The organism is Streptomyces sp. Z423-1 (assembly GCF_013009255.1).
Classification (GTDB): domain Bacteria; phylum Actinomycetota; class Actinomycetes; order Streptomycetales; family Streptomycetaceae; genus Streptomyces; species Streptomyces gossypiisoli.
Map to the genome: position 1 here is coordinate 8624882 of NZ_CP053109.1, position 18258 is coordinate 8643139.

An 18258-nucleotide genomic window follows, 5' to 3' on the forward strand; every position below is an offset into this window, starting at 1 on the left:
CCAGTGCGTCGATGCCACCGAGTTCGTCGAGGATGCCGCGGTGCGACCTGGCCCGGCCCCTGGCTTCGGCCCCCTGGGCGAAGCGCCGTATGCGGTCGGCGAGGCCGCGAGCACCCGGTGGGATCCCTGCCCGGACTGCCGGGCGGACACCCACTGACCGCCGGGCGGTCCGAGCCGCCGCATGCCGCACCTTGGGCAGCCGGATCCCAGCGCCTGTGATGTCGTGATCGGTCCGCCGAGAGACCTTCCAGGCAGAGTTATCAGCCGGACTGCGTCGGCGGCGGACGCGTCGACGTTGGGTACGCTCAGGCCCGTTTCCTCTGTGCTGCCTGTTCTGTCCCGCCTCGTCACCCCTTTCTTGGCGGGCTTGCCCTGCTCGGCGCAGCTTCCTCAAGAGCCTCCATGACGTCCTTACTGACGGTCAAAGCGCCCGCAGGCGGTCGGTCCCCGAGCGCGCCTGGCATCTCACGCGCCCTGCGTGCCTGCCCTGAACCGCCACATCGCAGGAACGGCGCGGTCAACTTCCCCTGTTCATCGGTGAGTTGCCTCCACATGCTCGTCCACGCCGAACCGGATGACCGGTGAGCCGGTCGCGGCGTCGACCGTCGCTTCCAGTAGCGGCGGGTCGAGCCGCACGTGGTGTTCCGAGGTCGCACTCGAGGCTGAGGTTTGTATTGACAGTGCTCGACGGGCACCCATATGGTCGACAAACGACAATAGGGGGGCGGTTTTAAGCCACCGTGCGGCGCTTTGTCGCCACTGTTACTCGAGAGGAGATCCGAGTACAGATGATCAAGATTCATGCGAAGCGGGTTCTCGTGGCCAACTGCGTGGGTTTGTGCCCTGTGCTGTCCGCGGCGGTGGCGCGGTGAGCCGGCCCGTGACTTCGGCAGCGAACACCGGCTCGGCTTCCGATCGGCTCCAGGCCTTGGGTCTGGACCTTCCCGAGCTCCGTGACAACCCGTACTACGTGCACCACCGGAGTGTGGATTCCAGCATCTACATTTCGGGCCAACTGCCTTACAAGGACGGTTGGCTGATGGGTCAGGGCATTGTCGGCCGGGACGTCGAGCTGGAGACGGCGCGGGAGCTCGCGCGTCACGCCGCGCTCAACGCGCTCGCAGCCGCTGTGCAGGCGGTGGGCGAACTGGACCGGGTCCGGATCGTGCAGATGCTGGTCTTCGTGGCCAGTACGCCGGACTTCGGTGAGCAGTCGACCGTCGCCAGCGCGGCCAGTGAACTGCTCATCGAGGTGCTGGGCGAGAACGGACGGCACGCGCGTACCGCGATTGGTGTCGCCGGGCTGCCCCTCAACAGTCCGGTCGAGATCCAGATGGTCTGCACCGCTGTTTAGGCCGGGGCCGACGGCGGTGTACGCAAGCGCGCGCGATAGCGCGGGCCGCGCGCGTTCGGCATCCAGGAGGAGTCAGCACCCGCGCCCTCGGTCATTCCAGGCAGAACCACAAGGAGGGCAGCGTGAACCGGCTGCAACGAGCACTCGACGCTCTGGTCGAGCGGATCGACACCCCCGCGCCGATCGTGCTGGTCGACATCATGCAAGGCAACATCGACCGCATACAGGGCTTCGCCGATCAGCAGAACCTCAAGGTCAGGCCGCACGTCAAGACGCACAAGTGCGTGGAGATCGGCCGGCGCCAGATCGAGGCCGGCGCGGTCGGGATCACCGCGGGCAATGTCGGTGAGGCCGAGGTCTTCGCCGCGGCCGGATTCGACGACATCTTCCTCGCCTACCCGGTCTGGCCCGCGGGATCGAAGAAGCCCCGGATCCGCCGGCTCGCTGACTCCGCCCGGCTGCGGGTCGGCGTCGACAACGTCGCGGCGATCGAGGCCCTCGCCGACGCGATGGGAGACGAACCGGACCGGCTGCAGGTCGTGATCGAGGTCGACTGTGGCGCCCGTCGTTCCGGGGCGCCGCCCGAGGCTGCGGGCGATCTCGCGCTCGCCGCCCGCAAACGCGGTCTGGTGCCGGTGGGCGTCTTCACCTATCCAGGTCACGGCAGTGCCGGTCGGGACGCTCGCCGGCGCGCCGCGCAGGACCAGGAAGCCGCGCTCACCACCGCGGTACGCAGCCTCGAAGGCGTCGGGGTCACCGCAGAGGCGGTCAGCGCCGGCTCCACTCCCACCCTCGAGTTCTCCACCAGTAGCGTGATCACCGAGATCCGTCCCGGCGAGTACGTCTTCGGTGATCTGAACAACGCCCGGCTGGGCTCCTGCGGGGAGGACCAGATCGCGCTGTTCGTCGCCGGCACCGTGGTCAGCGACTGGGTCCCCGACCAGGTCATCCTCGATGTGGGCACCAAAGCCCTCAGTCGCGAAGGCAGCCCAGAGATCGGCTACGGCGGCATCGCCGGCACTCAGGCGGTCCTGTCCAAGCTCAACGAGTACCACGGGTTCCTTCCGCTGCCGGACGGCGAGTTCCGCCCCAGCGTCGGCACCGTCGTACCGGTGGTGCCCAACCACGTATGCCCGGTCGTCCTCAATTTCGAGGAACTGATCGTCACCGACAGCACGGGAACGTCGCTCCAGCGGTGGCCGGTCGACGCCCGCGGATTCCTCAACTGACCGGCCCCGGAGACGAGATTTTCGTGGCCGAGCCCGCAACCCGACCGACCTCACCCCCCCCGCAAAGGAGCCCGACATGAGACTCGACAACATCGCGGCCTTGGTGACCGGCGCCAGCAGTGGAATCGGGCAGGCGGTGAGTTCCCACTTCCGCCGCGAGGGCGCGCGGCTGCTGCTCACCGGCCGCAAGGAGCGTCTCGACACCGCTCAGCCCGACGACCTGTACGTCTCTGGCGACCTCAATGACGAGGCGTTCGTCGAGCACCTGGCCAAGCAGGGCGCCGAGTCCCTCGGCACCGTCGACGTCGTCGTCATCAACCACGGACTCCAGGCCAGCAGTCCGCTCACCGAGATGCCCTACGACGACGCGAAGAACGTGCTCGACAGCAACCTGCTCAGCGCGTTCCTGGTGATGAAGCACTTCGCGCCGCTGATGCCCCCCGCAGGAGGCTCGTTCGTCTGCGTCGGTTCACGGCTCGGTATGGTCGGCAAGCCCGGGGAAGTCCTGTACTCCGCCGCCAAGGGAGGCCTCATCATGCTCGCCAAGGGCGCGGCGATCGAATGGGCCCCGCGCAACATCCGCGTCAACGTCGTCGCTCCGGGCCTGACCGCCACCCCGATCATCGAAGCAGCGATCCAGCGCAGCCCCGACCCCGAGGCCTACCGCCGCGAGCGCGAGAGCCAGATCCCGCTCCAACGCCTCGCCACCCCCGAAGAGGTCGCCGACGCGGTGCTCTTCTTCGCATCATCGGAGTCGTCGTACGTGACCGGATCGGTTCTGACCGTCGACGGCGGGTACACCGCTTTCTGAATACCCTGCTGGGCATCGCCACCAGCAATGGGCTGGTCTTCGCGACCTCTCGCGAAGCCACCTGCTGAGCAACGTCGCCGGGGCCGATGGACCGCTCGGCCCATCCCTCAGCCGCAGGCGCGGCTCTGCCTCATCCCTCACGAGTGCCTTCATGGCGCGGCTCTGGTGAGGACCGCCGCCCCCGTGCTGGTCACCGCCTGCGACGGCTCCAGCTTCACCACCGCCACTCACCCGGTCTTCTAGCCGGCGTCGCCCCGACAACAAGGTCGTCGGGGACTTCGATCCACGGCGAACACGCGCCCAAATCGGCGACCGACAAGGCAAGCGCGCAATGCTTCTGTCCGCGTTCGCCGCCCTGCACCATCCCACCCCCCCCCGCACCTGCGAGGTAAAGCCCCCGCACAGCTGGTCCCACGTGTCCCTAGATGAGGAGTATTGCCATGAGTGATGCCCAGATCGGTCGTAGAGCGCTGCTGCGCGGAGCAGGTGGCCTGGCCGCCCTCGCTGCTCTTCCCTCCCTCGCCGCCTGCGGCACCGGTACCAGCCGTGCCTCGGCCGGCGGTGGTAAGGGCGGCGGGAAGACGGTGGTCGTTCGCGACAGTGGTGGTTCCTATGGCGCTGCGCTGCAGAAGGCGATCTACACGCCGTTCACTCAGGAGACCGGCATCCAGGTGAAGGTGCTGAACCTGGACGATGCCCCGCTGCTGGCGCAGATCAAGCAGGGCCGGCCGCAGTGCGATCTCATCAACAACTCGATGATGTCGCACACCAAGTACGTCAAGCAGGACGCGCTGGAGGCGCTGGACCTCGACCGGGTCAAGAGCGTGAAGAGCGCGAAGATCCCCGAGAACCAGGTCACCGACCATGCCGTCGGCCACAGTTTCTACGGCCAGTGCATCGGGTACCGCACGGACGCCTTCGATGGCAAGAAGCCGGAGTCGTGGGCGGACTTCTGGGACACCAAGGCGTTCAAGGGCGGTCGTTCGATGGTCAGCCCGGACGGTGATCTGCCGGAGCTGGAGTTCGCGCTGCTGGCCGACGGTGTGCCGATGGACAAGCTGTACCCGCTGGATGTGGACCGTGCCTTCAAGGTGCTGACGCGATTGCGGTCGAACATCAAGAAGTTCTGGGACAGCGGTCCGCTGCCCGGTGTGCTGCTGAGCCGCGAGGAGGTGACGATGTCCACTGTCTGGGACGGCCGGCTCGCCGACCTGCAGAAGCAAGGTGTTCCGGTGGAGCGGCAGCTCAACGGTATGCGGCGTCAGTTCTCGGGTTATGCCATCGCCAAGGGCGCGGCGAATGTGGACAACGCCTACCAGCTCATGGACTTCGCGTTGCGTGCCGAGAGCCAGGCCAACCTGGCCAAGGCATTCCCGTCGAACCCGTCTTCTCCGGTGGCCTACGCCAAGCTCACCGAGGACGAGCGCAACGCGCTCGCCGGTGCGCCGCAGTACTTCGACAAGGGTTTCGACACGGACATCGAGTGGTGGCTGAAGAACGAATCGGCCGTCACCAAGCGCTGGTTGGAGTGGGCTCGTGGCTGAATTCGGTGTTGCCGCACCGTCCGTCAAGGTGGTCGGCGGCAAGCCGGTCACGGCGACCGGCAAGTCGCTGTCGGTGGTGGCTCTGCGCAAGACGTACGGGGATGTCGTCGCTGTCGACGAGGCGTCGATGGAGATCGCGGCGGGTGAGTTCGTCACGTTCCTGGGCTCGTCAGGGTCGGGCAAGACCACGACGTTGATGATGATCGCCGGGTTCTGCGAACCCGACTCCGGCACCATCACCGTCGGGGACCGCGACGTCACACGGCTCGCCCCGCAGAAGCGGGGCCTCGGGTTCGTCTTCCAGCAGTACCTGCTCTTCCCGCACATGACCGTGCACGAGAACGTCGCCTTCCCGCTCACGCTGCGTGGAGTGTCGAAGGACGAGATCCGCCGCCGGGTCGGGGAGACGCTGGAGATCGCGGGCCTGTCCGGGTTCGGCGGGCGCAAGCCGCGTGAGCTGTCCGGTGGTCAGCAGCAGCGGGTGGCGTTGTGCCGGGCGCTGGTCTACCGCCCGCCGGTCATCCTGATGGATGAGCCGCTGGGCGCCCTGGACAAGAAGCTGCGTGACCAGCTCCAAGTCGAGATCAAGACCATCCAGCAGGAACTCGGCCTGACGGTCATCTATGTGACGCATGATCAGGAAGAGGCGCTGGTGATGTCGGACCGTATCGCGGTGATGCGCAACGGTCTGATCGAGCAGTTCGACACCCCCCGGGAGCTGTTCGAGCGGCCCAAGACGCCGTTCGTCGCGGACTTCCTCGGCGCGGCCAACTTCCTGCCCGGCCGGGTGGAGCAGCAGGACGGCGAGCACACCCTGGTCCGCCTCGACATATCCGGTGGCCTGTTGAAGGCGCACCGTCAGGACCTGGCCTCCGGTACTCAGGTCAAGGTGGCTGTGCAGCCGGGGCGGCTGCGGGCCTGTGCCGCCGACGACGGGTTCTGCACCGGCACGGTGGAGACCGCCACCTACGTCGGCACCCTGGTCCGCGCGGGGGTGCGGATCGGCGGCAAGGAGGCGCCGCTGCTGCGCCTGGAGGTCCCCGCCGGCCGGGGCCCCGTCGCCGGCGAGCGGGTCGGGATCACCGCCGATCCCGAGGACGTCAATCTCTTCGCCGGCGAACAGGCAGGGTGAGTCATGGCTACCACCCTCACCGCCAACGCTCCCGCCCGTCCGCGCAAGCTGCTGGCTTCGCGCCGGACGCGGGTCGGGATCCTGTACGCGCTGCCGGTCGTGGTCTATCTGCTGGTGCTGTTCGTCTACCCGATCTTCTCCACGCTGCTGCTCAGCCTGAAGGACGCCGACGGATCGTTCACGCTGCACTGGTACGCCGACGCCCTCACCGGCGTCAACCTGTCGGTGCTGTTCACCACGCTGCGTATCTCCGCCGAAACAGCCGCCCTGAGCCTGGTCTTCGGGTTCCTCCTGGCCCAGGCCATCTCCCGGCTCAAGCCCATCCTGGCGGGCCTGGCGATGCTGGTCGTGGTCGTCCCGCACTTCGTCAGCGCCCTGGTGCGCACGTACGGCTGGATCATCATGCTCGGCGACAAGGGCCTGGTGAACGAAACCCTCACCAGCCTGTCGGTCCCCGGCGCCCCATTCCAGCTGCTCTACAACGAACTGGGTGTGGTCATCGGCACCACCTCGATGATGCTGCCGTACACGGTGCTGCTGCTGTACGGGGTGATGCGCGGGGTGGACCGCCGCCTGCTCGCGGCCGCGTCCAGCATGGGCGCGGGCCGGGTGACGATCTTCCGCCGCATCTACCTGCCGCTGGTCGCCCCGGGCCTGGCCAGCGCTGGACTGCTCAGTTTCATCCTGTCGCTGGGCTACTACATCACCCCGGCCCTGATGGGCGGACCCAACCAGACGATGATCGCCACCCTCATCAACCAGCAGGTCACCAAGGAGAACCAGTGGAACGGGGCCGCCGCCCAGGGCGTCATCCTGCTGCTGCTCACCCTGGCCGGACTGCTGCTGGTCAAGGCCGTGACCTCGCTGGGCGCCAGCCGTAAGAAGAGGAGCGCCACATGATGGAGCTGCGCAAGACCCTCGCCGGCCGGATCGCCCTGACCGCCATCGCCACCGTGATCCTGCTGTTCCTGGCGCTGCCGATCGTCGTCATCCTCGTCACCTCCTTCAGCAATAACGCCTTCGCCGCCTTCCCGCCCGAGGCGTGGACGCTGAACTGGTACAAGGCGCTGTTCGCCGATGGCAGCAAATGGCCCGCCGCGCTCTCCCTGAGCGCCCTGGTCGCCGCCCTGAGCACCGTCTTCTCCCTCGTCATCGGCGTCACTGCGGCAACTGCCCTGGTCCGCAGCGAACTCCCGCTGCGCTCGGCGGTCTTCGCCCTGGTCCTCGGACCGCTGGTCATCCCTCAGATCGTCACCGCACTGGGCCTGTTCCTGCTGTTCGAACCGGCCGCGATGCTGGGCAGCCCGATCGCCATCGCCCTCGGGCACACCGTGCTGGCCTCGCCGATCGCGGTGCTGATCCTGATCGCGACCCTGCGCGGCATCGACGAACGCCTCGAAGACGCAGCGGCCAGCATGGGCGCCGGCCGCCTGACCATCGCCCGGCGCATCACCTTCCCCCTGGCCGCCCCAGGGATGATCGCGGCGGCGATCTTCTCCTTCATCACCAGCTTCGACGAGTTCTACATCTCCCAGTTCCTGTCCTCGGTCGACACCGTCACCCTGCCGGTGCGGGTCTACAACTCCCTCACCTTCGAGATCGACCCCAGCGTGACCGCGGTCAGCGCGCTCCTCACCGCCTTCGCCATCCTCGCCCTCGGCCTGGTGGCCCTCGTGCGCTGGCTCGGCTCCGGACGACAGGACTCCCTGCTCTCGGTCGAGAACACGGTCGGAGTCGCCAACCCCGCAGGCGAAGCCGTATGACCGCCGCCACAGCTCAGCTGACCGCAGCCACAGCTCAGCGGCACCTGCTGCTGAACATGACCGCCAACGGATCGCTCGGCCCGGGGGGCGAGGACCTCCTCATCGTCCAGCGGGGGGAGGGCCCGTACGTCGACGACGCGGACGGCAGACGCTACATCGACGGTCTGTCAGGACTGTACTGCTGCCAGCTCGGTTACTCCTACGGCCCCGAGTTCGCCGAGGCGGCGGAGAAGCAACTGCGCAAGCTGTGCTACAGCCCACTGTGGACCGGCTCCGCGCACCCCTCGGCCATCGAACTCGCCGAGCGGCTGTCCCGGATCGCGCCCGTCGACATCGAGCACACCTTCTTCTCCAGCGGTGGCGCCGAAGCCGTCGAGACCGCCTGGAAGATAGCCCGCCGCTACCACGCCCTGCGCGGAGAGCCGGGCCGCACCAAGGCGATCGCCCGGCGCGGCGCCTACCACGGCCTGACCATCGGCACCCTGTCGTTCAACGACGACCCCGGCCTGACGGAGCCGTACGGTCCGCCGGCGATCGACACCCGGTTCGTGTCGAACACCAACCGCTACGGCCTGGCACCGGAGTTCGCGGACGACGAGGTGTACACGGCGTGGCTGCTCGCGGAGTTGGAGGCCGCGATCCTGACCGAGGGCCCGGAGACCGTCGCGATGCTCATCGCCGAGCCGGTGCAGAACCGGGGCGGCTGCATCACCCCGCCCCAGGGTTACTGGCAGGGGCTGCGGGCGCTGGCCGACCGGTACGGCTTCCTGCTCGTCGCCGACGAGGTCATCACGGCCTTCGGCCGGATCGGGGAGTGGTTCGGCGGGGACCGCTACGGCGCCCGCCCGGACATGGTCACCGTCGCCAAGGGCATCACCGCGGGATACGCCCCCCTGGGCGCGACCCTGGTCGGCACCAAGGTCACCGAGGTCATCAACCGGCCCGGCGCGGTCCTCAACCACGGGTACACCTTCGCCGGGCACCCGCTGAGCACGGCCATCGCCCTGCGCAACCTGGAGATCATGGAGCGGGACCGCATCCTGGACAACGTCCGCGGTCTCCAGGGGGACTTGGCCAAGCGCATGGCGGCGCTCAAGGACCTGCCGATCGTCGGCGACGTCCGCGGCACCGGGTTCTTCTACTCCTGCGAACTCGTGGGCGACCTGGACGACGGCGGTTTCAGCGCCCACGCCCGAGCCGAGCTGATCGGCGACCTGATCCCGCGCCGACTGCGCGAGGCCGGCCTGCTGGCCCGCGTCTACAACCGCTCCGCGCCACTGGTCCAGATCGCGCCCCCGCTGATCAGCGACCGCGCCGTCCTGGACCGCATCGCCGCGATCATCGCCGGCACCCTCGCCGAGGCGTCGTCCCGTATCTGATCCACGTTTTGGGAAGGAACCACATGTACTCCATCGGTCCGCTGACCGTCGCCCCGGGCGAGCGCGCCCAGGGCCTGATCCCGGTCGGCACCAGCAGCTACGGCGTGGAGCTCGGCATACCGCTGATCGTCGTCAACGGCACCCAGGACGGCCCGGTCCTGTGCGTGGACGCGGGCGTCCACGGCGACGAGTACGACGGCCAGGAAGCCATCCGCCGCGTGCTCGCCGAGATCGACCCGGCCACCCTGCGCGGCACCGTGGTCGGCATCCCCTGCATGAACACCCCCGCCTTCGAGGCGGCCGCCCGCGCCAGCGGCATCGACCACCTCAACCTCAACCGCATCTTCCCGGGCGACGCGGAGGGCTCGTACTCGCAGCGCCTGGCCGCCACCTTCGTCGAGCAGGTCGTCCCCGCCGTCGACGCCGTGGTCGACCTGCACACCGGCGGCGCCTACGGCGAGATCGCCCCGCTGGTCATCCTCCAGGGCGGCTACGAGGACCTGGCGACGGACCTGGCCCTCGCCGCCGGGCACGAGCTGGTCTGGAAGGGCGGCAAGTGGGGCGGCACGGTCCGCCACCCCGTCCTCGAAGCCGGCAAGCCCGCCATCACCATCGAGTGCGGTGGCGCCACGTACCGCGAGACCAACGTCGAGCACCACATGAACTCGATCCGCAACATCCTGCGCAGCCTCGGCATGATCGGCGGCGAGGCGGAGCTGCGGGACACCTACACGACCGTCTCGGGCACCTTCGCCCGCTCCGCCGCCGGCGGCTTCTTCGTCGCCCGCGCCGAGCCGGGGGAGACCTGCAAGGAAGGCGACCTGATCGCCACCATCACCGACCACTACGGCAACACGCTGGAGGAGGTCACTGCCCCGCAGGAGGGCATCGTGCTCTGGGTGCGCCGGATCCGCACGGTCCGTCCCGGCGACGAGGTCGTCATCTTCGGCGAGGTGCTGGGGGAGATCCAGCCATGAGCGGCGAACTGCAGCTGACCGAGCTGCTGATCGACGGCAAGCAGGTGCCGGCCGCCGACGGTCGCTCCTTCACCGTCCTCGACCCGTCGAACGGCACGGCCATCGCCCAGGTGGCGCTGGGCGGCAAGGGCGATGTGGACCAGGCAGTGGCGGCGGCGCGCGCGGCCTTCACGGCACCCGAGTGGGCCCGGATGCGCGCCGCCGACCGCGGCCGGATCCTGTACCGGATCGCCGAGGCCATCCGTTACCAGGGCGAACGGCTGGCCCGCCTGGAGAGCCAGGACGTCGGCAAGCCGCTCCGCCAGGCGAAGGCCGATGTCGAGGCCGCGGCCCGCTACTTCGAGTTCTACGCGGGCGTCGCCGACAAGCTCGGCGGCTCGACGATCCCGCTCGGCCCCGGCCTGATCGACTACACGGTCCGTGAGCCGATCGGCGTGTCCGGCCAGATCATCCCCTTCAACTACCCGCTGCAGAACACCGCGAGGGGCTCCGCCCCGGCGCTGGCCGCCGGCTGCACAGTCGTGCTCAAGCCGTCACCCGAGGCGCCCCTCACCCCGTTGGAGATCGGCAGGATCGCCCTGGAGTGCGGTCTTCCGCCGGGCGTGCTGAACGTGGTCCCCGGTGACGGCGAGACCGGCGCGGCCCTCGCCGGTCACCCGGACATCGACCAGGTCACCTTCACCGGCTCGGTGCCGACCGGCATCAAAGTCGCCCAGGCCGCCGCTGCCAACGTGGTGCCCTCGGTCACGGAACTGGGCGGCAAGTCGCCGGTCGTCGTCTTCGCCGACGCCGACTTCGACCTGGCGCTGACCGCCGTCGCCGCCTCCGCGTTCGGCAACGCCGGGCAGACCTGCTCCGCCGGTACCCGGCTGCTGCTCCAGCGCGGAGCCGAGGAGTTCCTGGACAAGCTGGTCGCGCACGCCGCGTCCCTGCGCGTCGGCCCCGGCCTGACGGACCCGGACGTCGGCCCGCTGGTCGCCGCACGGCAGCGGGACCGGGTCCTCGGCTACCTGGAACTGGCGCGGGAGGAGGGCGCCGTGGCACGGGCCGGCGGAGGCGCTCCGTCGGACCCCGAGCTGGCCGACGGCTACTTCGTCGAGCCGACCGTCCTCACCGGGCTCGACAACCAGGCGCGTTGCGCCCGCGAGGAGATCTTCGGTCCCGTCGTCACGGTCATCGAGTTCGACGACGCTGACGAGGCGCTGGAGATCGCCAACGACAGTCCGTACGGCCTCGCCTCGTACGTGTGGACCCGCGACATCGACAAGGCGATGCGTATGGCCGAGGGCATCCGGGCCGGCCAGGTCTATGTCAACGCCACCGGCGTCGGCACGGGCGTCGAGCTCCCCTTCGGCGGCTACAAGAACAGCGGCTGGGGCCGGGAGAAGGGCCTTGAGGGCCTGGCCAGCTACTTGCAGACCAAGAACGTCTGCATCGGGTTCGGCAACCGGTCATGAGGTACCGTCCGCTCGGAGCACGCGGCCCGGCCGTCTCGGTGGTCGGCGTGGGCGGCAACAACTTCGGCAGCCGTCTCGACGAGGACGGCACGAAGGCCGTCGTCCACGCCGCCCTCGACGCCGGGATCACCCTGTTCGACACCGCCGACATGTACGGCGGGTCCGGTGAGCGGGGTGGCTCGCGCGGCGATGGCGAACGCCTGCTGGGTGCCGCCCTCAAGGGCCACCGCGACGACATCGTGCTCGCCACCAAGTTCGGCATGGAGATGAGCCGGGATGCCGACCTGTGCGGACCGCGCGGATCCCGCACCTACATCCGGTACGCGGTGGAGGCGTCACTGCGTCGGCTCGGCACCGACCGGATCGACCTGTACCAGTACCACGAACGGGACGGCGTCACGCCGTTGGAGGAGACGGTCGCCGCGCTCCACGAGCTGGTCGACGAGGGCAAGATCCGGTACATCGGCTGCTCCAACCTCCCGGCCGAGCAGGTCACGGACGCCTTCGTGTCCACCCAGGCGCGCTACCACCTGCTCGACCGCGGTGCGGAACGGGACCTGATCCCGGCCTGCCTGCACCACGGCCTCGGCCTGCTGCCGTACTACCCGCTGGCCAACGGCCTGCTCAGCGGCAAGTACCGCCGCGGCGAGGAACCCCCGCCCGGCAGCCGCCTGTCCTGGCGCCGGGGCTGGCTCACCGAGGCGGCCCTCGACAGGGTCGAGGCGCTCACCACATACGGCGCCGACCGCGGCCTGACCCTCCTCCAGGTCGCGGTCGGCGCACTGGCGGCCCTGCCCGCCGTCGGCTCCGTCATCTGCGGCGCCATGACACCTCAACAGGTCACCGCCAACGCGGCGGCGGCCGACTGGATACCGAGCCCGGCCGATCTGGCCGTGCTCGACGCGATCGTCGCCCCCGGCGAACGCGTCGTCTGAAGCCCCCCACCCCCTCTGGAAACCCGCGAGACTGAGGCTGAACACCATGAGAGAGATCGTCACCTTCGACGCCTACGCCACCCTGATCAACTTCGAGCTCGGCCCCACGACCCTGAAGGTCCTCGAGGACCGGCTGGACCTGGACAACCTGGATGTCGACGAGTTCCTCGACGACTTCCGCGTCATGCGCTTCCAGGCCGTCCTGGAGGCCTACCGCCCCTACCACGAGATCCTGCACTCCAGCCTGCGCAACGCCATGCGCCTGCACGGCCTGGAGTACCGCGAGTCCGACGGCGACGCCCTGGTCGAGGCCGTCCCCACCTTCGGCCCCTGGCCCGAGGTCCCGGACGCGCTGCGCGCCCTGAAGACCAAGTACGAGATCGCCATCATCTCCAACACCGACGACAACCTGATCGCGCGGAACGTCGAGAACATCGGCGTCGAGTTCGACTACGTCATCACCGCCCAGCAGGCCGGCGCCTACAAGCCGGACCGCCAGACCTTCGAGTACGCCTTCAAGACCATGGGCGTCGAGCCGTCGCAGGTCATCCACGTCGCCCAGGGCTGGGAGTACGACCACATCCCGACCCGCGACCTCGGCCTGAAGCGCCGGGTGTGGATCAACCGCTACGGCCGCCTGGGCAGCTCCGACTACCAGCCGTACGACGAGCTGCCCGACCTGTCGGGCCTGCCGAAGCTGCTCGGCTGCTGACCTACGGCATACCGGCGACACAGGACCGAGAAACACAGAGGACGCACGCCATGAAGCAGATCCCCTACTGGCTGGACACAGCCCCCGCCCTCCCCGACCGTTCCGGAAAGGACCTGCCCGACGAGGCGGACGTGGTGGTGATCGGCGGCGGCCTCACCGGCCTGTCCACCGCCTACCACACCGCCCGCAAGGGTGCCCGGGTCGTCCTCGTCGAGAAGGACAAGGTCGGCTCGGGCGCCTCCGGGCGCAACGGCAGCATGTGCACCCAGGGCATCACCATCAGCCCCGCCGAGGCGCGCAAGCGCTACGGCCAGGAGCGCGCACTGGAGCTGTACAACGCCTTCCGGGAGGCCGTCGACGTCGTCGAGGACCTCACGCAGAAGGAACAGATCGACTGCGACTTCAACCGCGCCGGGCGCCTCGGCCTGGTCTGCAAGCCCGGGCACTTCGATGGGCTGCGCGCCAAGCAGCGCGACCTGGCCGACAACTTCGGCCACGAGACGGTCGTGTTGAGCAAGAGCGAACTGCGGGCCGAGCTCGGCACGGACTACTACCACGGCGCCCTGCTCGACCCGGACAGCGCCGCCCTCCACGTCGGCAAGTACGTCCACGGCCTGGCCGAGGCCGCCGAACGCGCCGGCGCCGAGATCCACGAGCGCAACGCCGCCACCGGCCTCACCCGCATCCCCGGCGGCGGCTTCCTTGTGGAGACCATGCACGGCACCATCCGTGCCAAGCAGGTCATGGCGGCCACCGACGCCTACACCGACAAGTCGATGCCCTGGTTCCGCAAGCGGCTGATCAACGTCGGCAGCTTCATCATCGTCACCGAACCGCTCGGCGAGGTGCGCGCCAAGGAACTCATCCCGAACGGCCGCCTGATGGTCGCCCACAAGAACGTCGGCCACTACGTCCGCCTCACCCCGGACAACCGCCTCGCCTTCGGCGGCCGGGCCCGCTTCGCCCCCTCCAACCCGGCCTCCGACATCAAGAGCGGCGACATCCTCAAGCGGGAGATGACCGAGATCTTCCCGCAGCTGGCGGGAGTGCGCATCGACTACGTGTGGGGCGGCATGGTCGGTTTCTCCTGGGACCGCATTCCGCACGCGGGCGAGGTCGACGGCCTGTACTACTCCATGGGTTACTGCGGTCACGGTGTCCAGATGGCCACGTACATGGGCCGTGCCGTCGCCGAGATGATGGACGGCAAGCCGGAGGCCAACCCACTGCGCGGTTTCGGTTTCCCGAAGGTCCCCGTCCCCTTCTACAACGGCACCGCCTGGTTCCTGCCGTTCGGTGGCGCCTACTACAAGGCGAAGGACCGCCTGCTCTGAGCAGGTACCGACACCAGTGACACCGCGGGGGCCTTCTGCGCAGCAGCGTGGAAGGCCCCCACCATGCCTCCCGAGAGAAGGCCCCCTCCTCATGAACGCCGTCACCCGCAGTGAGCACGACTTGCTCGGTGACCGGGATGTCCCCGTCGCCGCCTACTGGGGTGTCCACACCCTGCGCGCCACGGAGAACTTCGCGATCACCGGCACTCCCATCTCCGCCTATCCGCATCTGATCGACGCCCTCGCCGCCGTCAAGGAGGCCGCCGCCCTGGCGAATGAGGAGCTGGGGCTGCTGGAGCCGAAGAAGGCGGCCGCGATCGTCGCCGCCTGCCGTGAGATCCGGTCCGGCAAGCTGCACGAGCAGTTCGTCGTCGACGTCATCCAGGGCGGTGCCGGCACGTCGACCAACATGAACGCCAACGAGGTCATCGCGAACCGGGCGTTGGAGCTGCTGGGCCATGCCAGGGGCGAGTACGGGTATCTGCATCCCAACGAGGACGTCAACCTCGGTCAGTCCACCAACGACGTGTATCCGACCGCCGTCAAGATCGCCACCGTGTTCGCGGTGCGTGAGCTGCTCAAGGCGATGGCGGTCCTGCAGGACTCCTTCGCCCGTAAGGCAGTGGAGTTCCGCGATGTGCTGAAGATGGGGCGCACCCAGCTCCAGGATGCCGTGCCGATGACTCTGGGCCAGGAGTTCTCCACGTTCGCGGTGATGCTGGACGAGGACCGCAGCCGCCTCGCCGAGGCCGTGGAGCTGGTCCATGAGATCAACCTCGGCGCCACCGCCATCGGCACCGGACTCAACGCACCTGCCGGATACGCCGAGTCGGCCCGCCGCCACCTCGCCGAGATCACCGGGCTGCCGCTGGTCACCGCCGTCAACCTCGTCGAGGCCACGCAGGACTGCGGCGCCTTCGTCCAGATGTCGGGCGTGCTCAAGCGCATCGCCGTGAAGCTGTCGAAGAGCTGCAACGACCTTCGCCTGCTCTCCTCCGGTCCCCGCGCCGGCCTCAACGAGATCAACCTGCCGCCCGTACAGGCCGGTTCGTCGATCATGCCCGGCAAGGTCAACCCGGTGATCCCCGAGGTCGTCAACCAGGTCGCCTTCGAGGTCATCGGAAACGACGTCGCCATCACCATGGCCGCCGAGGCGGGACAGCTCCAGCTCAACGCCTTCGAACCGATCATCCTGCACTCCCTGTCGGAGTCCCTCACCCACCTCCGCGCAGCCTGTCTCACGCTGGCCAAGCGGTGCGTGGACGGCATCACCGCCAACAAGGACGAACTCCGCGCGGCGGTGGAGACGTCCATCGGTCTGGTGACCGCGTTGAACCCGTACATCGGGTACACGGCAGCCACCGACATCGCCAAGGAGGCCCTCGCCACCGGCCGGGGCGTGGCCGAACTCGTCCTTGAGGAGGGACTGTTGCCCGCCGAGACCCTGGCCGATCTGCTGCGGCCCGAGGCCGTGGCGGGCAGCGGCCAGGTGCTGGCCTGACAGGGAACGAATATGAGACTCCAGAATGTCAACGCCGCGATCACCGGAGCATCGAGCGGGATCGGTCAGGCGGTCGCCTCCCACTTCCGCCGCGAGGGCGCCAACCTCCTGCTCACCGGACGGCGACCCGAGTTGCGCGAGAGCCACCCGGACGATCTCTACCTCGCGGGGGACCTCAACGACGAGACCTTCGTCTCCGAGCTGGCCACCAGAGCGGCGGATCACCTGGGGGAAGTGGGAGTGGTCGTCCTCTGCCACGGACTCCAGCAGTCCAGCCCGCTCGAAGAGACGACTGCCGACGACGCACGCGACCTGCTCCACAGCAACCTCCTGAGCGCGTTCCTGGTCATGAAGCACCTGATGCCGCTGGCTCCGGAGTCGGGGGCGTCGATGGTGTGCGTCAGTTCGCGCCTCGGCATGGTCGGCATGCCGAACCAGACCTTGTACTCCGCTGCCAAGGGAGGCCTGATCGCGCTCGCCCGCGGCGCTGCCATCGAATGGGCGTCCCGCAACATCCGCGTCAACGTGGTCGCGCCAGGTCTGACCGTGACGCCGCTCATCGAGGCCTCGTTCCAGCGACGCCCCGACCCCGCTGCCTACCGGCGCGCCAGAGAGGACTCCATACCGCTGCGCCGGCTCGCCACACCCGAAGAGGTCGCCGACGCGGTCCTCTTCCTCGCCTGTCCGGAGTCGTCGTACATCACCGGTGCCGTGCTATCCGTGGACGGCGGCTACACGGCGTTCTGAGCCCCGCGGTACGGGCGCCGGTCAAGCCCGGACCGGAAGTCCGGACCGGAAGTCCGGAACGGAGGTGCGGAACGGAGGTGCGGAACGGTCGTCACCAGTCCGCGTCGCCCCATTGGTCCAGCAGGGCGTCGGCTGTGTCTGCGTCAGGTTCGGTCGTCGTGCTGTGGAGCGACTGCTCGGACCAGATCACTTTGCCGCGAGGCATGTAGCGGGTACCCCACCGTTGCGTGAACTGGGCGACGAGGAACAATCCCCGCCCGCCCTCGTCGGTGTCGGTCGCCCGGCGCAGATGCGGTGAGGTGCTGCTGTCGTCGGCGACCTCACAGATCAGGTTGTTGCCGTCGCGCAGTATCCGCAGCCGTCTCGGGAAGGTGTCCCAGTCGGCGACCTGAGAGGGATCGAGCAGGCGGGACCGAGCGACGAGCAGGGCGATGTCGTCGCTCGGTCGGGTCGGCAGCAGGGCGTCGAGGACTGCCTGACAGGTTTCCTCCGGGGTCCGGCCGGGCCCCGTCAGGGCGTCGTGCAGCATCGCGAGGCCGGTGTCGATGTCCCGGTTCCGGTCCTCGATGACACCGTCGGTGTACAGCACCAACCGGGAGCCCTCGGACAGGGTGAACTCGGCGCTCTCGAAGGGAAGTCCGCCGCCCAGTCCCAGCGGCGGGGAGACGGGAACCAGCAACTGCTCGACCGTGCCGTCCGGGTGCACCAGGGCCGGTCCCGGATGCCCGGACCTGGCCAGCGAGCACAGGCGGCTCACCGGGTCGTAGATGGCGTAGAGGCAAGTCGCCCCTGTGATTCCTTGGCTGTCGTCCCCCTCGCTGTCGACCCGGGTGACCAGCTCGTTCAGGTGCCTGATCGGCTCGTCCGGGGAAGATCGAGGGACGAGAAGGTGCGCACCGCGGTGCGCAGTCGGCCCATGGTGGCCGCGGCGTGCAGTCCGTGTTCGACCACGTCGCCCACCACCAGGGCGCCCCGGGCCCCGGGCAGCGGAATGACATCGAACCAGTCGCCGCCGACGCCGGCCCGGGCGGGCAGGTAGCGGTGGGTGACCTCGACGGCTGAGTGGTCGGGCAGGGAGCGAGGCAACAGGCTGCGCTGCAAGGTCACGGCCAGGGCATGCTCGCGGGTGTAGCGCCGGGCGTTGTCGATGGCCACCGCGGCGCGGGCGGCCAGCTCCTCGGCGAAGGCCAGGTCCTCTTCCTCGAAGGCGTCCTGCTCCGCACGCCAGAAGTCGACCACACCCAGCACCACGCCGCGAGCCTGGAGCGGCACCGTGATCAGGGAGTGGAGGCCGCGGTCCAGGATGCGCCGGGCTCATTCGGGATCCTGGGCCCGCCAGCCGTGGGAAGTGGTCAGGTCGGCATCGAGGACGGCGTGGCCGAC

Annotated in this window: 15 protein-coding genes and 2 pseudogenes; 16 read left to right on the forward strand and 1 reads right to left on the reverse strand. The window is 68.9% G+C overall.

Going from position 1 to position 18258, the window contains the following annotated elements; all coding sequences use genetic code 11:
• Positions 1-880 precede the first annotated feature (880 nt).
• From HJD23_RS39325 to HJD23_RS39400, 16 genes and pseudogenes are all read left to right on the forward strand, one after another.
• On the forward strand, positions 881-1354 hold the full coding sequence (locus HJD23_RS39325; protein ID WP_171109311.1) for a RidA family protein: 474 nt from the start codon (positions 881-883) through the stop codon (positions 1352-1354).
• A 122-nt stretch (positions 1355-1476) separates the two neighbouring features.
• Positions 1477-2583, forward strand: a complete 1107-nt coding sequence (locus HJD23_RS39330; RefSeq protein ID WP_171109310.1) for an alanine racemase — start codon at positions 1477-1479, stop codon at positions 2581-2583.
• A 76-nt stretch (positions 2584-2659) separates the two neighbouring features.
• Entirely contained in the window at positions 2660-3394 is a 735-nt protein-coding gene (locus HJD23_RS39335; protein WP_171109309.1) for an SDR family NAD(P)-dependent oxidoreductase, read from the forward strand.
• A 165-nt stretch (positions 3395-3559) separates the two neighbouring features.
• Positions 3560-3761 (forward strand): annotated as a pseudogene (locus HJD23_RS39340) (transposase); the annotation flags it as partial.
• Positions 3762-3834: 73 nt separating this feature from the next.
• The gene (locus tag HJD23_RS39345) at positions 3835-4938 is read left to right on the forward strand and encodes an ABC transporter substrate-binding protein (RefSeq protein WP_171109308.1); all 1104 of its coding nucleotides are present in this window, start codon (positions 3835-3837) and stop codon (positions 4936-4938) included.
• A complete protein-coding gene (locus HJD23_RS39350; RefSeq protein WP_171109307.1) occupies positions 4931-6070 on the forward strand; it encodes an ABC transporter ATP-binding protein in 1140 nt (379 codons plus the stop codon). The genes HJD23_RS39345 and HJD23_RS39350 overlap by 8 nt, the downstream gene beginning before the upstream one ends.
• A 3-nt stretch (positions 6071-6073) precedes the next feature.
• Positions 6074-6970, forward strand: coding sequence for an ABC transporter permease (locus HJD23_RS39355; RefSeq protein ID WP_171109306.1), 897 nt, complete (start codon positions 6074-6076; stop codon positions 6968-6970).
• Positions 6967-7833, forward strand: coding sequence for an ABC transporter permease (locus tag HJD23_RS39360; protein ID WP_171109305.1), 867 nt, complete (start codon positions 6967-6969; stop codon positions 7831-7833). The genes HJD23_RS39355 and HJD23_RS39360 overlap by 4 nt, the downstream gene beginning before the upstream one ends.
• Complete coding sequence (locus tag HJD23_RS39365) at positions 7830-9212, forward strand: aminotransferase class III-fold pyridoxal phosphate-dependent enzyme (RefSeq protein WP_171109304.1); 1383 nt, start codon at positions 7830-7832, stop codon at positions 9210-9212. Before HJD23_RS39360 ends, HJD23_RS39365 begins: the two co-directional genes overlap by 4 nt.
• A 23-nt stretch (positions 9213-9235) precedes the next feature.
• The gene (locus HJD23_RS39370) at positions 9236-10189 is read left to right on the forward strand and encodes a M14 family metallopeptidase (RefSeq protein ID WP_171109303.1); all 954 of its coding nucleotides are present in this window, start codon (positions 9236-9238) and stop codon (positions 10187-10189) included.
• Positions 10186-11646, forward strand: a complete 1461-nt coding sequence (locus HJD23_RS39375) for an aldehyde dehydrogenase family protein (RefSeq protein ID WP_171109302.1) — start codon at positions 10186-10188, stop codon at positions 11644-11646. The genes HJD23_RS39370 and HJD23_RS39375 overlap by 4 nt, the downstream gene beginning before the upstream one ends.
• The gene (locus HJD23_RS39380) at positions 11643-12581 is read left to right on the forward strand and encodes an aldo/keto reductase (protein ID WP_171134123.1); all 939 of its coding nucleotides are present in this window, start codon (positions 11643-11645) and stop codon (positions 12579-12581) included. The genes HJD23_RS39375 and HJD23_RS39380 overlap by 4 nt, the downstream gene beginning before the upstream one ends.
• Positions 12582-12627: 46 nt before the next feature.
• Entirely contained in the window at positions 12628-13293 is a 666-nt protein-coding gene (locus HJD23_RS39385; protein ID WP_171109300.1) for a haloacid dehalogenase type II, read from the forward strand.
• Between the two features lie 50 nt (positions 13294-13343).
• Complete coding sequence (locus HJD23_RS39390) at positions 13344-14627, forward strand: FAD-binding oxidoreductase (RefSeq protein ID WP_171109299.1); 1284 nt, start codon at positions 13344-13346, stop codon at positions 14625-14627.
• Positions 14628-14718: 91 nt separating this feature from the next.
• A complete protein-coding gene (aspA, locus tag HJD23_RS39395; RefSeq protein WP_171109298.1) occupies positions 14719-16128 on the forward strand; it encodes an aspartate ammonia-lyase in 1410 nt (469 codons plus the stop codon).
• A gap of 12 nt (positions 16129-16140) precedes the next feature.
• A complete protein-coding gene (locus tag HJD23_RS39400; RefSeq protein WP_171109297.1) occupies positions 16141-16875 on the forward strand; it encodes an SDR family NAD(P)-dependent oxidoreductase in 735 nt (244 codons plus the stop codon).
• A 91-nt stretch (positions 16876-16966) separates the two neighbouring features.
• Here HJD23_RS39400 and HJD23_RS39405 read toward each other — a convergent pair.
• Positions 16967-18255 (reverse strand): annotated as a pseudogene (locus tag HJD23_RS39405) (SpoIIE family protein phosphatase); the annotation flags it as partial.
• Positions 18256-18258: the final 3 nt, after the last annotated feature.